We start from the raw sequence: 23,792 nt of genomic DNA, 5'->3' as shown, positions 1-23,792 counted from the left end.
GTCTTAGCCCGCGAAATGCGCGGCGATGGCGGCGCGGTCGAGCCCGCGCTCGCCGATCACGACGAGCCGGCCGGCATTGCCGCCGGGGGCGAAATAGGTGTCGACGCGCGGGCCGACCGCCTGCACGACGGCCGGCGCCGCCTTGCCGGCGACAGCCGCCCTGCCCTTGATGCGCAGCACGTTCGCTTCCGCCATAGCGGCGCGGACGCGCGACGCCAGCGCCTCGATCGAGGCCTGCTCGGCGATATCGACAATGAAGGTGTCGAAATCGTCGTGGTCGTGCTCCTCGCCTTCGAGGTCGTGATGGCTCTTGCGCTCGAAGGCATCGTCCTCAGCCGCCGCGCCGACGCCGAGCAGGATCTCGGCCGGCAGGCCGCTCGCGGTCGCATGCACCACGCGCGCTTCCTTGCGAGCGTCGCGGGCGACGATCTCGGCGACCTCCTCGAGCTGCCTGGCGTCGACGAGGTCGGTCTTGGAGAAGACGATCAGATCGGCGCAGGAGAGCTGGTCTTCGAACAGCTCCTCGATCGGGTCTTCGTGGTCGAGCGAGTCGTCGGCGGCGCGCTGGGCGGCGACGGCTTCCTCGTCATGCGCAAAGCGGCCGGCGGCGACTGCCTCGGCGTCGACAACCGTGATGACGCCGTCGATGGTGACGCGGTGGCGCACGGACGGCCAGGTGAAGGCGCGGACCAGCGGCTGCGGCAAGGCGAGACCCGAGGTCTCGATGACGATGTGGTCCGGCGCGTTCTCGCGCGCCAGCAGCGCCTCGATGGTCGGCAGGAAGTCGTCGGCGACGGTGCAGCAGATGCAGCCATTGGTGAGCTCGACGATGCTGTCGGGCTTGCAGTCGTCGACGCCGCAATCGGAGAGCAGCGAGCCGTCAAAGCCCATGTCGCCGAACTCGTTGACGATGAGCGCGATGCGGCGCCCCTTCGCGTCGGCGATCAGATTGCGGATCAGCGTCGTCTTGCCGGCGCCGAGGAAGCCGGTGACGATGGTGGCGGGAATGCGGGCGGTCACAGGGCGAACTCCGTATCGGGATTGGGTTTCAGGCGCACCGGCAGGCCGGCGGCGACGAGGAAGACGGTTTCGACGGCGGCGGCGATCTGTTGGTTCAGCCGCCCCTGCTCGTCGGCGAAGCGGCGGGCGAGCGCGTTCATCGGCACGATGCCGGAGCCGACCTCGTTCGAGACGAGGACGACCGGCCCGCGCGCGCCGCGAAGCGCCTCGGCGAGGCGCGCTGCCTCGGCCGGGATGTCGCGCTCGGCCTCCATCAGATTGGAGAGCCAGAGCGTCAGGCAGTCGACGAGGAGCACGCGGTCGGGATCGGCCAGCGCGGCGACGCGGTCGGTCAGCTCCAGCGGTTCCTCGACCGTGGTCCAGTCGCCGCCGCGCCGCTCGCGATGCGTCGAGATCCGCGCCTGCATTTCAGCATCGCGGATCTCGGCGGTGGCGAGATAGGTGGCCGGCAGACCGGTGCGGGAGACGATCGCCTCGGCGAAGCGGCTCTTGCCGGAGCGGGCGCCGCCGAGGATCAGCGCCGTGCGGGCCGAGGGGGTGGTCACGGTGTCATGCGGCCCGTGCGAGACGCTGGTAGAGCCAGCCGGAGAACAGGCCGGACAGCACCCAGAGCAGCGCGCTGACGACCAGCGATGCCGCAACGAACTCGCCGCCGAGACCGGCCGGATAGGACGCCTCCAGCGTCGGCGGCACCGGCGCGCCGATGACATGCGGCAGGACGCCGAGGACGAGACCGGCGACCTTCAGCAGCCAGGACTGGCTGAAAACGATCAGTGCGAGACCGATGGCCGAGGCGGCGGCGGTCGAGAGCCACCAGACCTGGCGCGAGGTGATCTCGGCGGCGGCGGTGCCCGGAAGCTCCGGCGACAGGCCGAGCGAGGGCAACAGCGAGGCGGCGAAGAAGCCGGCGACGCCCCAGAGCACACCGGTGCGGGCGTCGATCTGTCCGCCGCGGATCGACATCAGGCCGAGCAGAACGGCCGAGACGCCGACGCCGACCAGGAGGTTGGCGAGGAAGGTATAGGCGGAACGCTCGAAGCCGTCGGCAGGCGACCAGGCGTCTTCGTCGTGCTCATGCGCGGCGGCCTCGGCCGCTGCCGGAGCGGCTGCTGCCTCGGTCGCATGCGCCTCGTTCGCCGCATGCTCATGCGGCACGGCGGCGGCCGTTGCCGGCTCGGCGTTTTCGAATGTTTCGGCGTGCAGGATCAGCGGCTCGGTGGTGACGGCCTGCACGACGGAAAGGGCAACGCCCACGGCAAGCCCTGCGCCGAAGGCGCTCAGGATGATCGTCTTGAACATGTGGATCCCTCAGGCGTCAGTGGCAGGGCAAGCCGAGGGAATGCCGTGTGTCATGCGTCGCGTTGTGGATCAGGCTCGGCGCGGCGAAGCCGGTGCCGACGAACAGGACGAGGCCGAAGGCGATCGCGAACAGCGCCGGCACGATGCGCGCGGCGGCGTCGGTCTCCGTGCCGCCGACGGCAATCGAGGTCGCCTGGGCAGCGGTCTTCGAGAAATTGGTCATAGCGTCTCCTTAGCCGTCCCACCGACGGCTTGCTGGTATGAGGCGCTGGCTGGTCTCCTGGCTTGCGGGTCGCTGCTTCCTCGACGCCTTCCCGGTTTCCCAGTGGCCATCGCGAGGTCGCTCGCCGCTCACAGTTGCGGGGGCAGCTCCGGACTTGGAATCCCGCGAGGGGTCCTTCCGTACCGAATTCCCATTTCATCCCCCTGAGCCTGTGGCCCATCGGGGGAACCGACGCGAAATCACGCTAGATTGAATGCACCGGAAGCGCAAGCTGGCGCTCATTTGGCCGAGGGCGCGGCCTTGTTGCGAAACCGCGCCCAACGGCGCAGAAGCGCCACTTCCGTCTGCCGGCGCAGGCGCCGCACGCGCGGGAAATCATGGGACAGAACGATCAGCCCGATCGGCAGCATCCAGAATCCGAGCACGGGCAGGAAGCCGAGGGCGCCGCCGACCACGAATCCGCTCCCCACCGCGACGCGCGCGGTGCGGCTCCTGGGCAGGGAAATCGTCTTCTTGCCGAGGCGAATGGAAGGCATGCGACCGGCGTCTCCGCTTGGTTCGAGCTGGTTTCTTCGTCCTTGCGACGGCGCGGCCCCCAGTGACGCGGACGCTCCATCCCTCGTTCTTATGTGGAGGAAGGAGCCGGGATTGCAACGCATGGCGGAGCCGCATCCCGCCTCGAAACGGCTTCCGCCGGCCCGAGAGCCGGCGGAAATCCTTGTGTGGCGACGGTCTCGGGCTCAGGTCGCGACCGCCATCTTTTTCCGCCGGCGCAGCAGCAGCATCGCCAGCGGCACCAGCCATATGGCGATGGTGAAGACGCCGAGCCCGCCGGCGATCGGCCGCTCGAAGAAGTGCAGGAAGTTGCCGTCGCCCTTGATCATCGAGGTGATGAAGTTCTGCTCCAGCATCGGCCCCAGCACCATGCCGAGAATGGCCGGCGCGATCGGGATGTCGTTCTCTTCCATGAAGAAACCGATGATGCCGAAGATCAGCATCATCACGACGCCGGCCATTGAATTGTTGATGGCGAAGGCGCCGACGATGCAGAAGATCAGGATGATCGGCATCAGCACCGAGGTCGGGATCGACAGGATCGGCCGCGCGCCCTTGATGGCCAGCCAGCCGAGCGGCAGCATGATCAGGTTGGCCAGGATGAACACCATGAAGATGGCGTAGATCGACTGCGGGTCGTTGATGAAGATCGTCGGGCCGGGATTGATGCCCTTGATGTAGAGCACGCCGATGACGATGGCGGTGATCGAGTCGCCGGGAATGCCGAAGACGAGCGCCGGGATCCAGGCGCCGCTGACGGCGGAGTTGTTCGAGGCGCCCGCCTCGACCAGGCCCTCGACATGGCCCTTGCCGAACTTCTCCTTCTGCTTCGAGAAGCGCTTGGAGATCGCATAGGAGATCCAGGCGGCGATGTCGGCGCCGGCGCCGGGCAGGATGCCGAGCGCGGTGCCGGTGATGCTGCCGCGCGCCGTCTGCACCGGGTATTTCTTCAGGTTCAGCCACTGCGTCCTGAAGATGCCGTGGCCGTCGGAGCGCGGGATCTTCTGGCGCGGGATCGTCGCGGTGACGGAACGCAGGATCTCGGAGACCGCGAACAGGCCGATCATGGCCGGGATGAACTGGATGCCGGCCATCAGCTCGAGATTGCCGAAGGAGAAGCGCGGTTCACCCGAGGGGTTCTCCATGCCGATGGTGGCGATGAAGAGCCCGAACAGCAGCGAGATCAGCCCGCGCGTCGGCGAGCTGGGCGTCACGAACACGGCGCAGGAGAGGCCGAGCAGCACCAGCCAGAAATACTCTTCCGAGCTGAAGCGGAGCGCCACCTCGGCCAGCGCCGGCGCCAGCGTCATCAGCACGATCGAGCCGAACAGCCCGCCGATGGCCGAGAAGACGAGCGCCGCGCCGAGCGCCTCGTCGCCGCGTCCGGAATGGGTCATCTTGTAGGCGTCGTCGACATAGGCGGCGTTGGCCGGCGTGCCGGGCATGCGCAGCAGCGCCGCCGGAATGTCGCCGGCGAAGATCGCCATCGCGGTGGCGGTGACGATCGCCGCGATCGCCGGCACCGGCTCCATGAAGAAGGTCATCGGCACCAGAAGCGCCGTGGCCATGGTGGCGGTCAGGCCCGGAATGGCCCCGACCAGCATGCCGAACACGGCGGACGCCAGGATGACGCCAAGGACATAGGGCTGGAAGACGAGGGCCGCGGCCTGTTCAAAGATCAGCATGCGTCACCCCAGGAACGAGAGAAATTCGGTGCGCGGCAGCGGCACCATGAGCATGCGCGAGAAGCCGTAATAGACCGCGAGCGTGGTCACCGCGCCGGCGAGGACCGCGGTCAGCGGCCGCGTGCGCAAGAGCAGCATCAGCGCCGTCAGGGCGAGGAAGCTGGTCGGGATGAAGCCGAGCGTATCGGCGAACAGGATGTAGAAGACGATCACGGCGAGAGAAGCCAGCGCCGAGAGCGCCAGGCGCGGCTTGCGGACCCAGTCGGCGAGATGCGGCTTCAGCATGCGCGGCAGGTGGCGGAGGCTGGTCGCCGTCATGAAGCCGCCGAGCAGGATGGCGCACCAGCCGATCAGCCGCGGCATGGTGCCGGCGCCATAGGCCTGGCCGGGCAGCGCCACGAAATGGGCGGAGGCGAAGAGAAGGACGATGCCGCCAAGCGCGGTCAACACGCCCAGATGGAGTTCACTGAGTTTGATCATGGTCTGATCTTGGCCGTTCCGTGCGAGACCGGGGGCACGACTCGGCCGACGGACCGGAGATCCGTGGCCGCGCCGCAGGCATGGGACCGGAGAGGCTGCCGGCCGCCTATTTGGCGAGCCCGGCCTCCTTCATGATCGCGCCGAGCGTGGCGTCGTCCTCGCCGACGATGCGCGTCGTCTCCGCGCCGTCGGCCCAGCGCATGCCGAAGCCGCGCTCGTTCATGAACTTCTGGTATTCGGGGCTGTTGTAGGCCTTCTCGAGCGCCGCCCCGAGCTTGGCCGCGACGTCCTCCGGCAGGCCCTTCGGACCGGCAACCGTGCGCCAGACCGCCAGCGTCCAGTCGGATTCGACCGATTCCTTCAGCGTCGGCACGTCCGGGAACAGCGCCTGCCGCTCCGGCGACATCGAGCCGAGCGGCGTGACGCGCTTGGCGTCGATCATCGAGCGGCCCTCGGCGAGCGAGGTCGGCACCAGATTGACGCCGCCGGCGACCATGTCGGTGATCCCGGGAGCCGCGCCCTGGCTCGGTACCCAGGTGACATGGTCCGGCTTCAGCCCGTGCGACATCATCCAGCCGGCGAGGCCGAGATGCCAGATGCCGCCCTGCCCGGTCCCGGACGCCTTGAAGGTGCCGGCCGGCTTCTCCTTGATGGCGGCGAGCAGGTCGGGAAGCGTCTGGTATTCGGAGCTGGCCGAAACCATCACGCCGCCCGGATCGGCATTGACCATGGCGAGGAAGTCGAAGTCCTTGTAGGTCAGGTCCGTCAGGCCCTGCCAGTGCATCATGTCGATCTCGATCGTCACGATGCCGATCGTGTAGCCGTCCGGCTTGGCGGTCGCGATGGCGCTGTGGCCGACGACGCCCGAGCCACCCGTGCGGTTGACGACGTTGACCGGAACGCCCAGCTCCTGCTGCAGCAGCGTGCCGATGATGCGGGCGACTGCGTCGGTGCCGCCGCCGGCGCCCCAGGGCACGATCAGCTGGATCGGCCGCTCGGGATAGGACGACTGCGCGAAGGCGGGCCCGGCGACGGCGACGGCGACGGAAGCGAGTGCCATCGCGGTGCAAAGAAGAATACGTCTCAGCATGGTGTCCTCCCAGAATGCTGACAATATCGTACCAATACGACCGAGCCTCCCCGCTGCGGTCGTTGGCAAATCTGACCCCTTGCCGGGATTAGTATGGAAACTATTTCGGTCGATGGATTGTCTGTCAACGCAAAGATCGTATTACCGAACCGAAGTGCACGATGTCATGCGGAGGCGGCATCAATTCCTTCAGCGATATGCTGACGATTTCGATCGATCGGCACGGATATGCTGTGGTGCAGCATTTCGTTTCCATGGCGGCAACGATACGGCCGAAATCGGCCGCTGAGATTTGTTCAGCAGAAATAGCCCTGCGAAGCGGTGCCATATTGCCTCTCTCAGAAATATACGCATATATGCGTATAACGTTCATGTAAAAGGGAGAACCGGGATGGTGAATAGGCTGAAGCATTTTCGTGTTGCCGCTGGCCTGACCCAATCGGAGGTAGCCAAGGCCATCAATGTAGCCCAACCGACCTATCAGCGATGGGAAGCCGGATCCGTCCCAGTCCCGCCAGCAAAGTTAGCCAATCTGGCGAAAACACTGCAGACGAGCAAAGAGGCGCTGCTCGGGCGGCATCCGCCAATCGAAGCGGCCTTCTATGACGACAGCGCTCCGAGGGAGCTGCAGTATTACGGAGAAGTGGCTGTACACTTCATCGGTGGCGGCGAGTCTCTCCTGCTGTCGATCTCTGAAGAAGCACGTAGTCGCCTGTTTCAAAGTCTGCGCAGCGCATCAAAGTTCCTAACCATAAGGGACTTGGGCAACAGGACGGTCGCCATTCGCAGAGAATCGATCTCCGATCTCTACCTCTCCAGCGACGCATACGATGATTGCGGTCCGGAGCACTACGAGCCGGGTTATAAAGATGGAACGCCGGTACAGTCTCCAGATACGCGCGATTGGGAAATCATTGAGTGCTTGGCTTGCGACGACGAGGAAGGTCTCGAGGATTTCTCGAGCGAGCATGTCAAACGCGTACAGAAAATGGTTCTAATCACTGACGAGCAATATGAGGAGCTCGTAGCCAAAGGCCACATCAAAGCCGAGGATCTTGAGACCGAGAAGGCAAAAAATGCACTGCTTACAGAAAGCATTTTCGAATTGGCTACGAGCGTTGGCTACCAGCTATCGACTGGGCAACAGCGCCGAGTAAACGTCATCGGCAGCGAACTCTATGAAGCGTTCGGCGACTTAGTTGATGATGGCGACACCTTCGATGAAGACTCTCCGATAGTCCTTCAGAGCGAAGGGTATGATCGCGCTGTCTGTATCAATGCCGATGCCTTGGACTATATATCCATTCCGACGCATCTCCTCGAGAGGAGCCGGGACGACGTGTCTGCCGTATTGCTCGATGAGCTTAGTGGCGACGACTAGGTGGCTCGAACTCAAACTGGCGGGTGGATGATTTCATTGGTCTCCGGTGGGTTGGCGCAGTGGAGAGAATCATTCGGGTGGATCGCGGTCTCGTCATGCGAGCTTCCAGACGGCCACCCCGCTGCCAGGCCTGAAAACAATCAAGGGGCCGGATGGCTGTCCATCCGACCCCTTGATCAAAATCTGGCTCCGCGAGTTGGACTCGAACCAACGACCCGGTGATTAACAGTCACCTGCTCTACCAACTGAGCTATCGCGGAACAGCGTGCGCGGTTCCTTCCGCCGCCTCGTCGCCGAGGCTCGGAAAAAATCAAGGGGCCAGACGACAATCCGTCTAACCCCTTGATCGAATTTGGCTCCGCGAGTTGGACTCGAACCAACGACCCGGTGATTAACAGTCACCTGCTCTACCAACTGAGCTATCGCGGAACAGCGTCGCCGCTGCTGTGAGCGAGGCTATAGCAAAGCCTGTGTCGGCTTGCAAAGTCCTAAAACGCGAGTTTTCCGCGGCGATACGCCCAGGCGCGTGAAAACACAGCGTTTCTGCCGGTTTCGCGTGGGGATAACTCGCGCCGAAGGCGTTGGATCCGCAGCCGCGTAAATATCCGGCGGGCGGCGGTGGGGATTCGACCGCGCCGCGGCTTTGGCGCGGATCGGGCGAGGGGCGGTCAGGCGAATGGCCGCCGGGCGTCCCTCTCGCTGAGACGCGGCCCCCCATGCGCTGGCGAGCCGGGCTTCGGTGACGAGAAAAGCTGATCCGCTCCCCTCACCCTCCCCGTCATTCCTGCGAAAGCAGGAATCCATGCCGACACGGGCACGGACGCGGCAGAAGGCCCGCTCGTCCTACCGCGCCGCCATCATCTCCCGCAGGCGTTCGACGGCCTGGCGGACGAGCGGGTCCAGCCCGGCGCCGCCGGATTCGAGATGGGCGAGAATGCCGGCCCGCATCCTCGGATCCCAGAATTTCCTCAGATGCTCGGCGATCGCCGCCGGAGCCTTCTCCTCGCCCTGGCTGGCGAAGAACTTGCCGATCTGGTTCGCCATGTAGACGAGCTTCTCGGACGAGCGGTCAGACGACATGGGTATCCTGGGCGATGCGATGGGGATGGGTGAAGACTTCGAAGGCGTCGCCGCGCGCGATGGCGACGAGCGTGATGCCGGCCGCCTCCGCCGTGCGGACGGCGAGCGCCGTCGGCGCCGAGACGGCGACGATCAGCGGCGCGCCGAGCAGCGCCGTCTTCTGCACCATCTCGACGGAAACCCGGCTGGTCAAAAGCACCATGCCGGAGGCCGCGTCGAGACCGGCTCTTGCCAGCGCCCCGCAGAGCTTGTCGAGCGCGTTGTGGCGGCCGACATCCTCGCGCAGCGCGACGACGCCCTCACCCGGCACCGCGAAGGCGGCGGCGTGCATGGAGCGGGTTTCCCGGTTCAGGACCTGCAGCGGCGCCAGCGCCTCGAGCGCCGCGCGGATATCGGCCTCGGCGAAGCGGACACCGCCCTCGACGGACGGCAGCCGGCGCACGGCCTCGGTCAGGCTCTCCATGCCGCAGAGGCCGCAGCCGGTCGGGCCGGCGAGATAGCGCCGGCGGCTCGCCAGCGCCTCGGCGCGCGGGACGGCGAGCCACATGCGCAGCTCGACGCCGATCTCCGCCTCGACGATCTCCAGCCGCTCGATTTCGGAAGGGTCCGCGACGATGCCCTCCGACAGGCTGAAGCCGATGGCGAAATCCTCGAGATCGGCGGGTGTCGCCATCATCACGGCCTGGGTGCTGCCGTCATAGGTCAGCGCGACGGCGACCTCCTCAGGGACGGCGCGCTCGCCCTCGGAGACGTCGTCTCCGCGCCACAGCGCCCTCGGCACGCGAAGGAAGGGCGGTTGCATCGCCCTACTCCGCCGCCTCGACGACCGGCGCGATCCGGCGGCTGTTGCGGGCGTGCTCGTCATAGCCCTCCTGCCATGCCGTCGGCCCGTTCGAGGGCGCAACCTGCACGGCCGTCACCTTGTATTCCGGGCAATTGGTGGCCCAATCGGAGAAATCCGTGGTGACGACGTTCGCCTGGGTGCCGGGATGGTGGAAGGTCGTGTAGACGACGCCCGGCGCCACGCGCTCGGTGATCAGCGCGCGGAGGCTCGTCTCGCCGGAGCGGCTGGCGAGCTTGACCCACTGGCCGTCATGGATTCCGCGCTGCTCGGCATCGTGCGGATGCATTTCGAGCCGGTCTTCCTCGTGCCAGACGACATTCTCCGTCCGCCGGGTCTGCGCGCCGACATTGTACTGCGACAGGATGCGGCCCGTGGTGAGCAGCAGCGGGAAGCGCGGGCCCGTGCGCTCGTCGGTCGCGACATATTCCGTCACCATGAAACGGCCCTTGCCGCGCACGAAGCCGTCGACATGCATGACCGGCGTGCCCAACGGCGCCTTCTCGTTGCAGGGCCACTGCACCGAGCCCTCGGCATCGAGCTTGGCGTAGGAGACGCCGGCGAAGGTCGGCGTCAGCCGGGCGATCTCGTCCATGATCTCGGACGGATGCGCATAGGCCATCGGGAAGCCGAGAGCGTTGGCGAGATCGATGGTGATCTCCCAGTCCGCCTTGCCGGAGCGCGACGGCATCACCTTGCGCACTCGCTGGATGCGGCGCTCGGCATTGGTGAAGGTGCCGTCCTTTTCCAGGAAGGTCGACCCCGGCAGGAAGACATGGGCGTAGTTCGCCGTCTCGTTCAGGAACAAATCCTGCACGACGACGCATTCCATCGCCGCGAGGCCGGCAGCGACATGGCGCGTGTCGGGATCGGACTGCAGGATGTCCTCGCCCTGCACGTAGAGGCCCTTGAACTGGCCGTCGACGGCGGCGTCGAGCATGTTGGGGATGCGCAGGCCCGGCTCATGATCGAGCGGCACGCCCCAGAGCGCCTCGAACAGCTGCCGCGTCTCGTCGCCCGAGACATGGCGATAGCCGGAGAACTCGTGCGGGAACGAGCCCATGTCGCAGGAGCCCTGCACGTTGTTCTGGCCGCGCAGCGGGTTCACGCCGACGCCGGGACGGCCGATGTTGCCCGTCGCCATGGCGAGGTTGGCGATCGCCATCACCGTCGTCGAGCCCTGGCTGTGCTCGGTGACGCCGAGGCCGTAATAGATCGCGCCGTTGCCGCCGGTGGCGTAGAGATGCGCGGCGGCGCGGAGCTCGGCCGCCGGCACGCCGGAGACGGCCTCGATCGCCTCGGGGCTATGGCGCGGGTCGGCGACAAACGAAGCCCAGTCCTGGAACTCGTCCCAGTCGCAGCGCTCGCGCACGAAGGCCTCGTCGGCGAGCCCCTCCGTGACGATGACATGCGCCATCGCGGTGAGCACGGCGACATTGGTGCCGGGCCGGAGCGGCAGGTGGTGCGATGCCTCGACATGCGGCGTGCGCACGAGGTCTATGCGGCGGGGGTCGAGCACGATCAGCTTCGCGCCCTCGCGCAGGCGCTTCTTCATGCGCGAGCCGAAGACGGGATGCGCGTCGGTCGGGTTGGCGCCGATCAGCAGCATGACGTCGGATTGCTCGACCGAGTCAAAGTCCTGCGTGCCGGCCGAGGTGCCGTAGGTCTGGCTAAGGCCATAGCCGGTCGGCGAATGGCAGACGCGGGCGCAGGTATCGACATTGTTGTTGCCGAAGCCGCCGCGGATCAGTTTCTGGACGAGGAACGTCTCTTCGTTGGTGCAGCGCGACGAGGTGATGCCGCCGACCGAAAGCCGGCCGTATTTCGCCTGGATGCGCTTGAACTCGGACGCCGTGTAGGCGATCGCCTCTTCCCACGACACTTCGCGCCACGGCTGGTCGATGCTCTCGCGGATCATCGGGTTGAGGATGCGTTCCTTGTGGCTGGCATAGCCCCAGGCGAAGCGGCCCTTGACGCAGGAATGGCCCCGGTTCGCCTTGCCGTCCTTCCACGGCACCATGCGCACCAGCTCAGTTCCGCGCATCTCGGCCTTGAAGGTGCAGCCGACGCCGCAATAGGCGCAGGTGGTGATGACCGAATGCTCGGGCTGGCCGATCTCGATCACGGACTTTTCGGTCAATGTCGCGGTCGGGCAGGCCTGCACGCAGGCGCCGCACGAGACGCATTCGGAGCCGAGGAAGCTTTCCTCCATGCCGGGCGAGACGACGCTGTCGAAGCCGCGGCCGGCGATCGTCAGCGCAAAGGTGCCCTGCACTTCCTCGCAGGCCCGCACGCAGCGCGAGCAGACGATGCACTTCGACGGGTCATAGGTGAAATAGGGGTTGGACTCGTCGAGGCCGGGGTTCGGGTGATTGTGCCCCTCATGGCCATAGCGGACATCGCGCAGCCCGACCGCGCCGGCCATGTCCTGCAGCTCGCAATCGCCATTCGCCGCGCAGGTCAGGCAGTCGAGCGGATGATCGGAGATGTAGAGCTCCATCACGCCCTTGCGCAGGCGCTTCAACCGATCCGTCTGCGTCTTCACCACCATGCCCGGCATCACCGGCGTGGTGCAGGAGGCGGGCGTTCCCGCCCTGCCCTCGATCTCGACCAGGCAGAGCCGGCAGGAGCCATAGGCGTCCACCATGTCGGTCGCGCAGAGTTTTGGGATCTCCGTCCCCATCTCCATCGCGGCGCGCATGACCGAGGTGCCCTCGGGCACGGTCAGCGTCTCGCCGTCGATGGTGAGGGTCACCATCGTCTCCGATGTCGAGCGCGGCGTGCCGTAGTCGATCTCGTGGATGAGCGACATGGCGGTCTCCTAGCGGACGTCTTCGCGGACCGGCGCCGTTGCGCCAAAGTCCTCGGGGAAATGATGGAGCGCACTCAGGACAGGATAGGGCGTAAAGCCGCCAAGTGCACAGAGCGATCCGAATTTCATCGTGTGGCAGAGGTCTTCCAGCACCACGAGGTTCTTCGCGCGATCGTTGTCATGGATAATCTTGTCGAGGGTCTCGACGCCGCGCGTGGAGCCGATGCGGCAGGGCGTGCACTTGCCGCAGGATTCGATCGCGCAGAATTCCATGGCGAAGCGCGCCTGCTTCGCCATGTCGACGGTGTCGTCGAAGACGACGATGCCGCCATGGCCGATCAGCCCGTCCCGGGCCGCGAAGGCTTCATAGTCGAACGGCGTATCGAACAGCGCGCGTGGGAAATAGGCGCCGAGCGGGCCGCCGACCTGCACGGCGCGCACCGGACGACCGCTCGCTGTGCCGCCGCCGATGTCGTCGACCAGCTCGCCGAGCGTGACGCCGAAGGCGACTTCGAAGAGCCCGCCATGCTTCACGTTGCCGGCGATCTGGATCGGCATGGTGCCGCGCGACCGGCCCATGCCGAAATCGCGATAGGCGGCCGCGCCCTCGGCCAGGATCCACGGCACCGTCGCGAGCGAGATCGCGTTGTTGATGACGGTCGGCTTGCCGAACAGGCCCTTGTGCGCCGGCAGCGGCGGTTTCGCCCGCACGACGCCGCGACGGCCCTCCAGGCTTTCGAGCAGCGCCGTTTCCTCGCCGCAGACATAGGCGCCGGCGCCGACGCGGACCTCCATGTCGAAGCTGTAGCCGGAGCCGGCGATGCCTTGGCCGAGATATCCGTTCGCCCGGGCCGTGCGGATCGCTTCCTGCATCATGGCTACGACATGCGGATATTCGGAGCGGATGTAGAGATAGCCGCGCGTCGCGCCGACGGCGATGCCGGCGATTGCCATGCCCTCGATCATGACGAAGGGGTCGCCTTCGAGCAGCATGCGGTCGGCGAAGGTGCCGCTGTCACCCTCGTCGGCGTTGCAGACGATGTATTTCTGCTCCGCGCCCGTCGCTGCGACCGTGCGCCATTTGACGCCGGTCGGGAAGCCGGCGCCGCCGCGCCCGCGCAGGCCGGACTGCACGACTTCCTCGACTGTCGCCTCGGGGCCGATCGCGAGCGCCCGCTCCAGCCCCTTGAAGCCGCCATGGGCGCGGTAGTCGTCCAGCGAGCGCGGATCGACGATGCCGCAGCGCGCGAAGGTCAGCCGCGTCTGCCGTTTCAGCCACGGGATCTGTTCCGTCGGACCAAGCAACAGCGCATGCGGTTCGCCGGCCAGCATGGCGTCGAGCAGCGCCGGCACGTCATCGGCGGTGACGGGGCCATAGGCGACGCGGCCTTGCGCCGTCTCGACCTCGACCATCGGCTCCAGCCAGAACAGGCCGCGCGAGCCATTGCGCACGATGTCGAGCGCAAGTCCCCTCGCCTTGGCCGCCGCTTCGAAGGCGGCTGCCACCTCATCGGCGCCGACTGCGACCGCCGCGGCGTCGCCGGGAATAAAGACGCGAGCACTCATCGCTGAGCCTCTGCAAGCAACTGGTCGAGCCGGGATTCGTTCAGCCGTCCGACCAGCCTGCCGTCGAGCATCGCGGACGGCGCCGTGGCGCAGAGGCCGAGGCAATAGGTCGGCTCCAGCGTGACGCGCCCGTCGGCCGTGGTCTCGCCCATCGCGACGCCGAGCGCGGCTTCCGCCCGGGCCGCGAGCGCGTCACCGCCCATCGACTGGCAGGCCTCGGCCCGGCAGAGCTTCAGCACATGACGGCCGGCCGGCTTGCGGCGGAAGTCGTGATAGAAGGTCACGACGCCATGGAGCTCGGCGCGCGACAGGTTCAGCGCCTCGGCGATCATCGGCTCGGCCGCCTCCGGCACGAAACCGAATGCCTCCTGGATCGCATGCAGGATCGGCAAGGTAGGGCCTTCGCCGCCGGCATGGGCCGCGATGATTTCGGAAGCGCGCGCCGCGCTCCAGGATTCGTAGGACGTCACTGCTGCAATCACTCGAAAATTAGAACGATCACAAGGTGCCGCTTATCCCTCGCGCAATCAACCACTCGATGGGATTGCTCCCCCGCATCGGCAGGGGCGTCGAGCCGCAGGCCGGCAATTTGGCCGGATACCGGTGCGCGGCGGGACCGTCCACGCGCGTGCCGGTAGTTGGATGGATCCCGGGTCAAGCCCGGGATGACGGCGAGGGTCGGATGGGCATGGAGCCAAGCGTTCAGTGGCCGGAATGCAGCCGGGTCGGCCTAGGACGGGCATGGAGCCATGGGTTCGATTGCCCGAAGAAAACCGGTCCGCCCCGCCTCACCTCGCCTCTTTTCGTTGCGCACCACCTCACCCCACCCTCGTCGTCATCCCGGCCTCCGAGCCGGGATCCATTTCCGCCGGGTTGGAGGGAGGTGTGGCTGGTGTTCGGTAGCGCACCGCCTTCGGTGCGAGCCACCCAAGCCCTCGCCGGTGGTTGGATGGATCCCGGATCAAGCCCGGGATGACGGCGAGCGTGGGATGGCGGGCGGGGAAGTAGCCATAGGGGAAGGGCGGGCCGGCACGTTCTCCCGGACGCTGGTTCACTCCAGCGTGCGTAAAAAGCTCGTCTCTTACAGTATCAACCTTCCGGCCCGGCTGTCGGACACCCATGCCCATCATCGTGAGGGGCCTTCGGAGAAGGCCGTCTCGAAGGACGCACCACCTGCGTACCATCCGCCCTGCGGCACATAGCTGCCCGACCATCGTGCGGCCTTCGAGACGACCCTTCGGGTCCCTCAGGATGTTGAGGGAGGTGGGCTGCGCGAAGATCCGGAAGCGGCGCCGGCAGCCCTCACCCGCAGACCACCACCTGCACATTCGCGCGCTGCAGCGCATCGGCGAGGTCGGGCGGTGGCGGGGCGTCGGTGACGAGGCACTGGATATTGTCGAGCGTCGCGATGCTGGCGAAGGCGGTGACGCCGAATTTCGACTGGTCGGCGACGACGATGGTGCGCGCGGCGACCTCGATCATGCCGGCCGTATGCGCCGCCTCGTCCATCTTGGTCATCGAGATGCCGGAAGCCGAGATGCCGGTGCAGCCGACAACGGCCGTATCGGCGTGAATGCCGGCGACGGCGGCGAAGCCGATCGCCCCGATCGTCACCTGGTAGTTCGGCCAGTAGGCGCCGCCGAGGATATGGATCGACGGCACGCTCGCTTCCGGCAGCACGGCCGGCAGGCGGAGGTTGTTGGTGACGATCGTCAGGTTGCGACGCCCGCCAAGCGCGGCGGCGAAGAAGGCGATCGTCGAGCCGCCGTTCAGGATCAGCGTCTCGTCATCGCGGATCAGCTCGGCCGCCGCCTGGCCGATGCGTCGCTTGGCCTCGACATGCTCGTCCATTCTCAGGCCCATGGTCGTGTCGACCCGGACCAGCCGGTCCTTCGTCACCGCGCCGCCATGCGAGCGGACGAGCAATCCGCGTCCCTCGAGCAGCACGAGATCGCGGCGGACCGTATCGCGCGAAACCTCGAGCAGCGCGACCAGCTCGGCCACCGTCGCCTGCCCGCGCTCCTGCAGGAATTGCAGCAGCCGGTTGTGGCGGAGCGCCGGCAGGGCGTTGGCGGCGTCGGTATCGGAAGGCGGGAAGTGCGGTTCGTCGATGCTCATCCGGCCTCCTACAGCACGAGGCTCGCCGCGCCGACAAGCCCGGCATGGCTGCCGAGCTTGGCGCCGACCACCGGTATGTCGCGGAATGCCAGCATGGCCCGCTGGCGGATCGTCCGCTCGATCTCGGCGCGCATCAGCGGCAGCAAACTGCCGACGCCACCGCCGAGGATCAGCCGCTCCGGCGAATAGAGGTGCAGCAGATTGGTGAGCCCGATGCCGAGCCAGCGCGCCTCCTCGTTGAGCAGGGCGAGCGCCGGTGCGTCGCCAGCGCGGGCGGCTTCGGCGACATGGCGGCCGGTGACGGGGTCCGCGCCGGCGATCCTTGCGAGGCCCGGCGCGGCACCGGAAGCGACGAGCTTCGCGGCCTCGCGCGCCAGCGCCGTGCCGGAGGCGAGCGCCTCGAAGCAGCCGGTGCTGCCGCAGGCGCAGCGCTCGGGCCGATCCGAGATCGCCATATGACCGATCTCGCCGGCGAGGCCGCGCCGGCCATGCAGCAGACGACCGTCGACGATGACGCCGGCGCCAATGCCGGTCGAGACGGTGACGAACACCATCGACTGCGTGCCCTGCCCGGCGCCGAAGCGCCATTCGCCGAGCGCCGCCGCGTTGGCGTCGTTCTCGAGGCGGACCGGCAGCCCGAGCCGGCGGCCGAGGATCGCGACCAGCGGCACGTTCTTCCAACCGGTCAAGGTCGGCGCGTCGACGACGATGCCGGCTTCGGGATCGAGCGGGCCCGGCGCGCCGACGCCGAGGCCGACCGGCCGGGCGTCTGGCGCCTCGCCGCGCACCTTTTCGACCAGCCCGACCATCTGCTCGATGACGGCCTCCGGGCCGCCGCGCGCATCCGTCCGGGTCGCGGCAAAGGCCGCGATATCGCCGCGCTCGGTCACCAGCGCCGCGCGGAGCTCCGTGCCGCCGAGATCGATCGCGAGCGCGGTTTTCGTCATGCCGCGTTGTCCGGCGCCGGCAGCTTGTGCAGCCAGTCCATGCGGGCGGCGAGATCCGGATCGCCGAAGGCGAGCGAGCCGAGCACGACCGTCTCCGCGCCGGCGGCGCGCAGGCGCGGCGCCGTGTTGTCGCGAATGCCGCCATCCGCCGCGAGCCGCACGGCGTCCTCGCGGCCGGCTTCGCGCAGCAGGGCGCGGACGGCCAGAAGGCGCGGGCAGGCCTCGTCGGAAAGCCCCTGCCCCTTCACGCCGATCGGCGTGCCGAGCAGGGTGACGAAATCGACCTGGCCCAGCCACGGCCGCAGGATCTCCACCGGCGTCTCGAGCCGCAGCACCAGCCCGGCGGCGACGCCGAGCTCGCGGATCAGCGCCAGCGCCTCGTCGACCACGGGGCCGATCTCGGCATGGATCGAGATCAGGTCGGCGCCGGCTTCCGCGAACTGGCGGATCTGCGACAGCACGATGTCGCCCTCGACCATCAGGTGGACATGCAGCGGGCGGTCGGTGAGCGCGCGGATGCGGGCGACCTGGTCGGGGAAGAGCAGGAAGCTCGGCGCGAAGCGGCCGTCGGCGACGTCGATATGATAGAGATCGACATGCGCCGCCGAGCGCGCGATGTCGCGCTCCATGTTGCAGAGATCGGCGGACCAGAGCGAGAACTCGCCGAGCAGGCGATCACGCGGCAGGGCGCGCAGCCAGTCGGCGGCGGGTCGACTTGTGGTGGTCATGCGTGGATCTCCCGGATCGGAATAGTGGCGCGGAGGAAGTCGTCCAGCGCGGCGCGGAATTCGGCAATGTGGCGCGGCTTGTCGGTCGCCTTCGGCGCGATCTCGACAAGGCGTGCGCCTGGAATAGTCGCGGCGAGGCGCTGCGCATGGCCAAGCGGATGGGCGTGGTCGACACCGTGGCCGATGACGAGGGTCGGCATCGACAATGCCGCGGCTTCTGCCTCGGTGACGCCCGGTCCGTCGGCGGCGATGTCGCCGAGCAGGTCGGCGGTCACGCCAAGGTCCGGCCGGTCGAAGAACTTCAGCAGCGAAGCGAGATTGTCGGGCGCGTCGCGACGAAGCGTTTCGGCCGTCTTGGAGCGGGCGAAGGCGTTGCGGGCGGCGTCGCGCGGAAGCTCGCGCATTCGCGCGGCGACTTCGCCATAGGGCCGCATGTTGTCGGGCGCCGGATCGAACAGCCAGGCCGGCCGCGCCAGGACGAGCCCGGCGACCCGCTCGGGGTGACGGACTGCGATCCGAAGCGCGATAGCGGCGCCCATCGAGATGCCGCCGACGACGAAGCGGTCGATCCCGCGCGCGTCGCAGGCGGCGAGGACATCGTCGGCGAACATCGCGAGCGAGAATGGCCGGATGCTGCCGGGCGACGAGCGCCCCTGCGCGCGGCATTCGACGGTCAGGCGGCGAAAGGCCGGACGATCCGGGAAATTCTCCGCGACCTGCGCCCTGTCGCCGCCGAGGCCGTGCTGGAACACGACCGGAAAGCCGGCCTCGCTGTCGAAGACGGAGAGCCTCGCGTCGTCGCGGAGGAGGCTCGTCTCCGTCATGGCGCGAGCAGTCCCGCGAGATAGCGGGCGACGCCGGGCGCCTCCTCGGCGGAGAGGCCGTGAGTCACCACCGGGCCGTCGAAGCTCGCCTGCCGTAGCCGCGCGAAGAAATCCGGGAAATCGACGACGCCCGTGCCGGCGGTCGCGAAGCTGCCGTCTGCCTTGCGGTCCTTGGCGTGCGCCATGGCGATGCGGCCGGCGAGTTTCTCCACAGCCTCGGCGACGATGGTGCGTGACGTGTCGCGGTCGGCGATCTCGAACAGATTGGCGGGATCGAGAATGAAGCGGATGCGGTCCGAACCAATCGCCGCGACGAGCCGCCTGCCGTCCTCGGCCGAGGTGACGACGTTCGCCTGCTCCGGCTCAATGCCGAGGTCGACGCCGGCCTGGTCCGCCAGCGCCACCGCCTTCTCCATCTCGGTCAAAAGATCCGCCCAGGCCTCCGGCGTCGCATTGTCCGGATGGTGCGCCCACTGGTCGACGGGATCGCGCGTGCCGGCGCAGAGGGTGACCAGCGGTATGCCGAGCGCCTTCGCCGCCTCCAGCATGACGCCGAGCCGCCGGATGCCGTCCTGGCGAACCGCCTTGTCCGGATGGATCATGTTGTAGGTGCCGGAGAGCGCGACCAGCTCGACACCGGTCTCGGCGACCGCGGCGCGGATCGTCTCGATGGTGTCGGCGGTGATTTCACCCGGCATGGCCGGCAATCCGGCGCAGGCCATGTTGAACTGCGCGGCGGGATAGCCGGCGTCGCGGACGGCTGTCAGGACGGTTAACGGAACGCTACCAGAAAAGGTCTTGGCGAAGATGCCGAGGCGCATCAGACCGCCCCCACCATGTCGGGCACGCTGACCGTCTCGCCGGTCCGGACCGACTCGGCGATCGCCGCCATGGCGCGCACCGAGGCGAGGCCGTCATGGATGTCGGCGCCCCGTTGCGGCGCGCCGTTGAGGATCGTGTCGGCGAAGCCTTCGAGCTGGCGGCGGAAGAAATGCCCGTCGGCGCCGAGCGGCCGGCGATAGCTCGCGTCCCTTTCCGAGAAGATCTCGACGTCGCTCGATTTGAAATACCAGGGATTGTAGGTCGTCGCGATCACGCTGCCGTTCTCGCCATAGAGCTGGAAGCCCTCGAACCAGTCCATGCGGACGGCGACGGTGAGGTCGAGATGGCCGAGCGTGCCATTGGCGAAGCTCGTCTCGACGAACCAGCTATAGGCGCCGAAACGTTCGGAGAGCCGCGCCCTGACCGCCGTGATCTCGCCGCAGAGAAAGCGCGCGGTATCCACGAGATGGCTGCCATGGGCGAGCATGAAATAGCGGCGGAGATCGGCCTTCGGGTCCTCGCTCGGCTTCTTGGCGAATTTGCTGGTGACCGGCAGCGGCTGTACGGCGTCGGTCATGGTGTAGCGGTGCGTGCTGTCGCAATACCAGGCCTTGAGCGCCAGCAACTCGCCGATCTCGTCGCGGACGAAGTCCCGCGCCGCCTCGATGCCGGGATCGAAGCGCTTCATGTGGCCGACCTGCAGGGTCAGACCGGTCAGCTCGACCACTTCTTTCAGCGCCTCGACCTCCTCGACCGAGGTGCCGAGCGGCTTCTCGCAGAGCACGTGCTTGCCCGCTTCCAGCGCGCGGATCGCCATCGAGACGTGGAAGCTGTCGGAAATCGCGACGATCACCGCCTCGACCTGCGGATCGCTCAGCATCGCCTCGTATTCGGTATAGGCCTTCTGCGGCTCGTAAGTCGCCGCCATGCGGGCGAGGAGGTCCGGCGCCGCGTCGCAGATCGCATAGAGATCGGCATTGCGCGCCTTCACACAGGATTCGAGATGGGCGAACTGGGCGATCGGCCCCGCGCCCAGAACGCCGACCCGCAGCCTGCGCGCTTCCTTCTTGATCATCGGAATCCTCTTCCTTGTCCGACATCGAGCCTGCGCATGGTTGCTGCTTCGCGGGAGCAGGTCAAGCGAGATGATGCATAAATGCGCATACAGGCGCACAAGGTTGCATTGTCCCTGAGGATAAGAACCGGTTGTGCCGATCCGCCGAAAGCACAATCGCCGCGATGCAAACCGGCTCCCGACGGTCTATATTCCCGGCATGGATTTCGGGCATTGATGACAGGAGACGATGATGAAGCGCATTTCGATCGCCTTGGCGGGACTGGGCCTTCTGGCCTGCGCGACCACGGCCAGCGCGCAGAGCGAGCGGATCGACCCTGTTGATTCCAGCCAGTTCCGCAAGCTCTCCTGCGACGAGATCGCGTCCCGCATCCAGGCGCTCAACGTGCCGATCTCGAGCAACAACAACAGCTGGGACGAGCTGCGCCGCAATCCGACCCTGCAGTTCATCCTGCTCGGCATCCGGACGCCGAACCCCACCTATGAGGATTTCATCGCCCATGCGCGCGGCGAGCGGAACGCGCTGATCGAGGTCGCCGTCGCCAAGAACTGCGCGGCGCAGCGCGGCCTCCAGTAGGACGCCTCCGACACGTCGGCGGCAACAAGGCGGCGGGCTCCCTCGCCGCCTTGCGCGTTAACGGGATCGTCGCTTCCTTGACTTAGGTTCGCTCGCGATCGGAACGGGGTGGGGGATCGATGTCGGGACGCGCTCGGATAGAATGGGTCGATTACGCCAAGGGCTTCTGCATCGTCATGGTCGTGATGATGCATTCGACGCTGGGGGTCGAGAAGGCGGCCGGTGCCGAAAGCTGGCTCGGCTATCTCGTAGCCTTCGCCAAGCCCTTCCGGATGCCGGACTTCTTCCTGATTTCCGGCCTGTTCCTCTCGCGCGTGATCGATCGCGACTGGCGCAGCTATGCCGACAAGAAGATCGTCCATTTCGCCTATTTCTACGTGCTCTGGCTGGTCATCCAGTTCCTCTTCAAGGCGCCGGGCATGGCGGCCGAACAGGGGGTCGGCGGCGCGCTGCACGAGTTCCTGCTCGCCTTCATCGAGCCGTTCGGCACGCTCTGGTTCATCTACCTGCTGCCGATTTTCTTTGCCGTCACCAAGCTGCTGCGCGGCGTGCCGTCCTGGATCGTGCTGATCCTGGCCGCGGCGCTGGAGATCGCGCCGGTCCATACCGGCTGGGTGATCCCGGACGAGTTCGCCGCCCGCTTCGTCTATTTCTATGCCGGCTATGTGTTCGCGCCGCAGATCTTCCGCCTCGCCGCCTTCGTCATTGCGCGACCGGCGCTCGCGGCGGCCGGCCTCGTCGCCTGGGTCGTCGTCAACGGCCTCGTCGTCTTCAACGATTATTCGGAGCTGCCCTTCATCGGCCTTGCTCTCGGCGTCCTCGGCGCCTGCGCCGTCGTCGCCTTCTCCGCACTGCTCTCCAAGGCCGACCTGATGGCCCCGCTCCGCTATTGCGGCGAGCATTCGATCGCGATTTATCTCGCCTTCTTCCTGCCGATGGCGGCGACGCGCGCCGTCCTGCTCAAGACGGGCCTCATCCCCGATCTCGGGACAGTCGCGCTGATCGTCACGGCGGTCGGCGTCATCACGCCGCTGCTGTTGGAATGGCTGGTTCGCGGCACCCGGTTCCGCTTCCTGTTCGTCCGGCCGGGCTGGGCGCGGATCGACCGCGTCCGGACCGGTCTCGCGGCGGCGGAATAAGGCATGGCTGCCCCAAGGCCGACACTGGTCTGGCTGCGCGACGACCTTCGCCTCGCCGACAACCGCGCTTTGCTCGCTGCGATCCGAGAGGGATCGCCGCTCGCGATCGTCTATGTGCTGGACGAGTTCAGCGAGGGAATCCGGCCGCTCGGCGCCGCGGTGAAATGGTGGCTGCATCATTCGCTGGCCGCGCTCGATCGCGACCTCTCCGCCCTTGGACAGACGTTGGTGCTCCGGCATGGACCGGCCGTCGACGTCATCCTCGAACTCGTCGCCGAGATCGACGCGGCGCGCGTGACGTGGAACCGGCGCTATGGCGAGGGCGAGCGCGCGGTCGACACGACGATCAAGGCGGCGCTGAAACAAAGGGGTGTCGAGGTCGAGAGCTTTCAGGCCAATCTGCTCTGCGAGCCCTGGACGGTCCGCACCCAGAGCGACCGGCCGTTCCGGGTCTACACGCCGTTCTGGAAGGCCTGTCGCGCGCAATTGCCGCCGCGCGCGCCGCTGGCCCGGCCGGACGCCCTGCCCGCGCCCATCGCCGGCCTGCGTTCCGACAGCCTCGATTCGTGGCAGCTGCTGCCGACCGCGCCGGACTGGGCCGGCGGGATCCGGGAGCGCTGGACGCCGGGGGAAGCGGGCGCCAGCGCCCGGCTGGCGGAGTTCCTGGAGAATCGGCTCGAAAGATATGCCGGCCACCGCGACGAACCGGCCGCCGAGGCTTCCTCGCGCCTGTCGCCGCATCTCCGCTTCGGAGAGATCAGCCCGTTCCAGCTTTGGCATGCTCTCACCGAGACGCGTCCGGACGCCGAGCTGGGCCAGCCCAATGTCGACAAGTTCTTGTCCGAGATCGGCTGGCGCGAATTCTCCTGGCACCTGCTCTACCACCAGCCGGATCTCGCCACCCGCAACTTCCAGCCGCGCTTCGACGCCTTTCCGTGGCCGCCGGTCGACGAGGTTGCGCTTGCCGCCTGGAAACAGGGCCGGACGGGCATTCCGATCGTCGATGCCGGGATGCGCGAGCTCTGGCAGACCGGCTGGATGCACAACCGCGTCCGGATGATCGTCGCCTCGTTCCTGATCAAGAACCTGCTGGTCGACTGGCGGATCGGCGAGGCGTGGTTCTGGGATACGCTGGTCGATGCCGACGCCGCCAACAATCCGGCGAGCTGGCAATGGGTGGCCGGGTCGGGCGCCGACGCCGCGCCCTATTTCCGGATCTTCAATCCCGTCCTGCAGGGCGAGAAATTCGATCCCGCCGGCGACTATGTCCGTGCCTATGTGCCGGAGCTCTCACGCCTCCCCGCCAAGGCGATCCACGCGCCCTGGAAGGCGGGCGGCGCTGCCGGCTATCCGGAGCCGATCGCCGACCTCGCCACCTCCCGCGACCGGGCGCTTCGCGCCTTTTCCCGGCTTCAGAGCGATGATGAGGATTGATTTCCTCTTCATGCAGCCCGTCGAAGAATGATATTCCGGATCGTTGAAAGCCGTCGGGGAATGGTGCTTTGCGGGGTGGTCCTGCTTGAAGCCAGT

The 23,792-nt window shown here is 67.2% G+C and carries 23 protein-coding genes, 2 tRNA genes and 1 riboswitch; of the genes, 4 read left to right on the top strand and 21 right to left on the bottom strand.

The genetic code is table 11. The features are described 5' to 3' along the window. Positions 1-3 precede the first annotated feature (3 nt). From cobW to K32_RS10095, 8 genes are all read right to left on the bottom strand, one after another. Entirely contained in the window at positions 4-1,020 is a 1,017-nt protein-coding gene (gene cobW, locus K32_RS10130; protein ID WP_201403886.1) for a cobalamin biosynthesis protein CobW, read from the bottom strand. Beyond that, positions 1,017-1,565 (bottom strand): bifunctional adenosylcobinamide kinase/adenosylcobinamide-phosphate guanylyltransferase, encoded by a 549-nt coding sequence (gene cobU, locus K32_RS10125; protein WP_201403885.1) that lies wholly within the window; start codon positions 1,563-1,565, stop codon positions 1,017-1,019. Before cobU ends, cobW begins: the two co-directional genes overlap by 4 nt. Before the next feature lie 4 nt (positions 1,566-1,569). Then, entirely contained in the window at positions 1,570-2,319 is a 750-nt protein-coding gene (locus K32_RS10120; RefSeq protein WP_371812988.1) for a CbtA family protein, read from the bottom strand. Between the two features lie 16 nt (positions 2,320-2,335). Further along, the gene (locus tag K32_RS10115) at positions 2,336-2,542 is read right to left on the bottom strand and encodes a CbtB domain-containing protein (protein WP_201403884.1); all 207 of its coding nucleotides are present in this window, start codon (positions 2,540-2,542) and stop codon (positions 2,336-2,338) included. Positions 2,543-2,571: 29 nt separating this feature from the next. After that, a riboswitch (cobalamin riboswitch) is annotated at positions 2,572-2,790 on the bottom strand. Positions 2,791-2,820: 30 nt separating this feature from the next. Beyond that, positions 2,821-3,078: a hypothetical protein gene (locus tag K32_RS10110; protein WP_201403883.1), complete on the bottom strand. Its 258-nt coding sequence runs from the start codon at positions 3,076-3,078 to the stop codon at positions 2,821-2,823. A gap of 204 nt (positions 3,079-3,282) precedes the next feature. Further along, complete coding sequence (locus K32_RS10105) at positions 3,283-4,782, bottom strand: tripartite tricarboxylate transporter permease (protein WP_201403882.1); 1,500 nt, start codon at positions 4,780-4,782, stop codon at positions 3,283-3,285. 3 nt (positions 4,783-4,785) lie between these two features. Further along, on the bottom strand, positions 4,786-5,262 hold the full coding sequence (locus K32_RS10100) for a tripartite tricarboxylate transporter TctB family protein (RefSeq protein WP_201403881.1): 477 nt from the start codon (positions 5,260-5,262) through the stop codon (positions 4,786-4,788). Positions 5,263-5,368: 106 nt separating this feature from the next. After that, on the bottom strand, positions 5,369-6,352 hold the full coding sequence (locus K32_RS10095; RefSeq protein WP_201403880.1) for a tripartite tricarboxylate transporter substrate binding protein: 984 nt from the start codon (positions 6,350-6,352) through the stop codon (positions 5,369-5,371). Between the two features lie 391 nt (positions 6,353-6,743). Between K32_RS10095 and K32_RS10090 the strand changes: the two genes are divergently transcribed. Continuing rightward, positions 6,744-7,733, top strand: coding sequence for a helix-turn-helix domain-containing protein (locus tag K32_RS10090; protein ID WP_201403879.1), 990 nt, complete (start codon positions 6,744-6,746; stop codon positions 7,731-7,733). 184 nt (positions 7,734-7,917) lie between these two features. Here the strand turns inward: K32_RS10090 and K32_RS10085 are convergent. From K32_RS10085 to K32_RS10025, 13 genes are all read right to left on the bottom strand, one after another. Next, positions 7,918-7,993: transfer RNA gene (locus K32_RS10085), tRNA-Asn, on the bottom strand. A 93-nt stretch (positions 7,994-8,086) separates the two neighbouring features. Then, positions 8,087-8,162 (bottom strand) — tRNA-Asn (locus K32_RS10080). A 414-nt stretch (positions 8,163-8,576) separates the two neighbouring features. Further along, positions 8,577-8,813 carry a formate dehydrogenase subunit delta gene (locus K32_RS10075; RefSeq protein WP_201403878.1) on the bottom strand — a complete coding sequence of 79 codons (237 nt, stop codon included), beginning with the start codon at positions 8,811-8,813 and terminating at the stop codon, positions 8,577-8,579. Continuing rightward, the gene (gene fdhD, locus K32_RS10070) at positions 8,803-9,615 is read right to left on the bottom strand and encodes a formate dehydrogenase accessory sulfurtransferase FdhD (RefSeq protein WP_201403877.1); all 813 of its coding nucleotides are present in this window, start codon (positions 9,613-9,615) and stop codon (positions 8,803-8,805) included. The genes K32_RS10075 and fdhD overlap by 11 nt, the downstream gene beginning before the upstream one ends. A gap of 4 nt (positions 9,616-9,619) precedes the next feature. Beyond that, the gene (fdhF, locus tag K32_RS10065; RefSeq protein WP_201403876.1) at positions 9,620-12,466 is read right to left on the bottom strand and encodes a formate dehydrogenase subunit alpha; all 2,847 of its coding nucleotides are present in this window, start codon (positions 12,464-12,466) and stop codon (positions 9,620-9,622) included. A gap of 9 nt (positions 12,467-12,475) precedes the next feature. After that, the gene (locus K32_RS10060) at positions 12,476-14,032 is read right to left on the bottom strand and encodes an NADH-quinone oxidoreductase subunit NuoF (protein WP_201403875.1); all 1,557 of its coding nucleotides are present in this window, start codon (positions 14,030-14,032) and stop codon (positions 12,476-12,478) included. Continuing rightward, positions 14,029-14,502, bottom strand: a complete 474-nt coding sequence (locus K32_RS10055; RefSeq protein ID WP_201403874.1) for a formate dehydrogenase subunit gamma — start codon at positions 14,500-14,502, stop codon at positions 14,029-14,031. The genes K32_RS10060 and K32_RS10055 overlap by 4 nt, the downstream gene beginning before the upstream one ends. A gap of 832 nt (positions 14,503-15,334) precedes the next feature. After that, positions 15,335-16,150 carry a DeoR/GlpR family DNA-binding transcription regulator gene (locus K32_RS10050; RefSeq protein WP_201403873.1) on the bottom strand — a complete coding sequence of 272 codons (816 nt, stop codon included), beginning with the start codon at positions 16,148-16,150 and terminating at the stop codon, positions 15,335-15,337. Positions 16,151-16,158: 8 nt separating this feature from the next. Further along, a complete protein-coding gene (locus K32_RS10045; protein WP_201403872.1) occupies positions 16,159-17,097 on the bottom strand; it encodes an ROK family protein in 939 nt (312 codons plus the stop codon). Then, on the bottom strand, positions 17,094-17,825 hold the full coding sequence (locus tag K32_RS10040; RefSeq protein WP_201403871.1) for a ribulose-phosphate 3-epimerase: 732 nt from the start codon (positions 17,823-17,825) through the stop codon (positions 17,094-17,096). The genes K32_RS10045 and K32_RS10040 overlap by 4 nt, the downstream gene beginning before the upstream one ends. Beyond that, positions 17,822-18,649, bottom strand: coding sequence for an alpha/beta fold hydrolase (locus K32_RS10035; protein ID WP_201403870.1), 828 nt, complete (start codon positions 18,647-18,649; stop codon positions 17,822-17,824). Before K32_RS10035 ends, K32_RS10040 begins: the two co-directional genes overlap by 4 nt. Next, positions 18,646-19,470: a sugar phosphate isomerase/epimerase gene (locus tag K32_RS10030; RefSeq protein ID WP_201403869.1), complete on the bottom strand. Its 825-nt coding sequence runs from the start codon at positions 19,468-19,470 to the stop codon at positions 18,646-18,648. Before K32_RS10030 ends, K32_RS10035 begins: the two co-directional genes overlap by 4 nt. Next, the gene (locus tag K32_RS10025) at positions 19,470-20,546 is read right to left on the bottom strand and encodes a Gfo/Idh/MocA family protein (RefSeq protein ID WP_201403868.1); all 1,077 of its coding nucleotides are present in this window, start codon (positions 20,544-20,546) and stop codon (positions 19,470-19,472) included. Before K32_RS10025 ends, K32_RS10030 begins: the two co-directional genes overlap by 1 nt. A gap of 232 nt (positions 20,547-20,778) precedes the next feature. On the opposite strand from K32_RS10025, the gene K32_RS10020 reads away from it, so the two are divergent. The 3 genes from K32_RS10020 to K32_RS10010 all read left to right on the top strand — a co-directional run bounded on the left by K32_RS10020 (position 20,779) and on the right by K32_RS10010 (position 23,696). Further along, complete coding sequence (locus K32_RS10020) at positions 20,779-21,123, top strand: hypothetical protein (RefSeq protein ID WP_201403867.1); 345 nt, start codon at positions 20,779-20,781, stop codon at positions 21,121-21,123. 119 nt (positions 21,124-21,242) lie between these two features. After that, entirely contained in the window at positions 21,243-22,262 is a 1,020-nt protein-coding gene (locus tag K32_RS10015; protein WP_201403866.1) for an acyltransferase family protein, read from the top strand. A gap of 3 nt (positions 22,263-22,265) precedes the next feature. After that, positions 22,266-23,696, top strand: a complete 1,431-nt coding sequence (locus K32_RS10010; protein WP_201403865.1) for a deoxyribodipyrimidine photo-lyase — start codon at positions 22,266-22,268, stop codon at positions 23,694-23,696. Positions 23,697-23,792 lie beyond the last annotated feature (96 nt).

It is taken from the genome of Kaistia sp. 32K, from assembly GCF_016629525.1.
Classification (GTDB): Bacteria; Pseudomonadota; Alphaproteobacteria; order Rhizobiales; family Kaistiaceae; genus Kaistia.
Note: the sequence above shows the minus strand (reverse complement) of the source record. Positions and strands in the feature narration are given on the sequence as shown.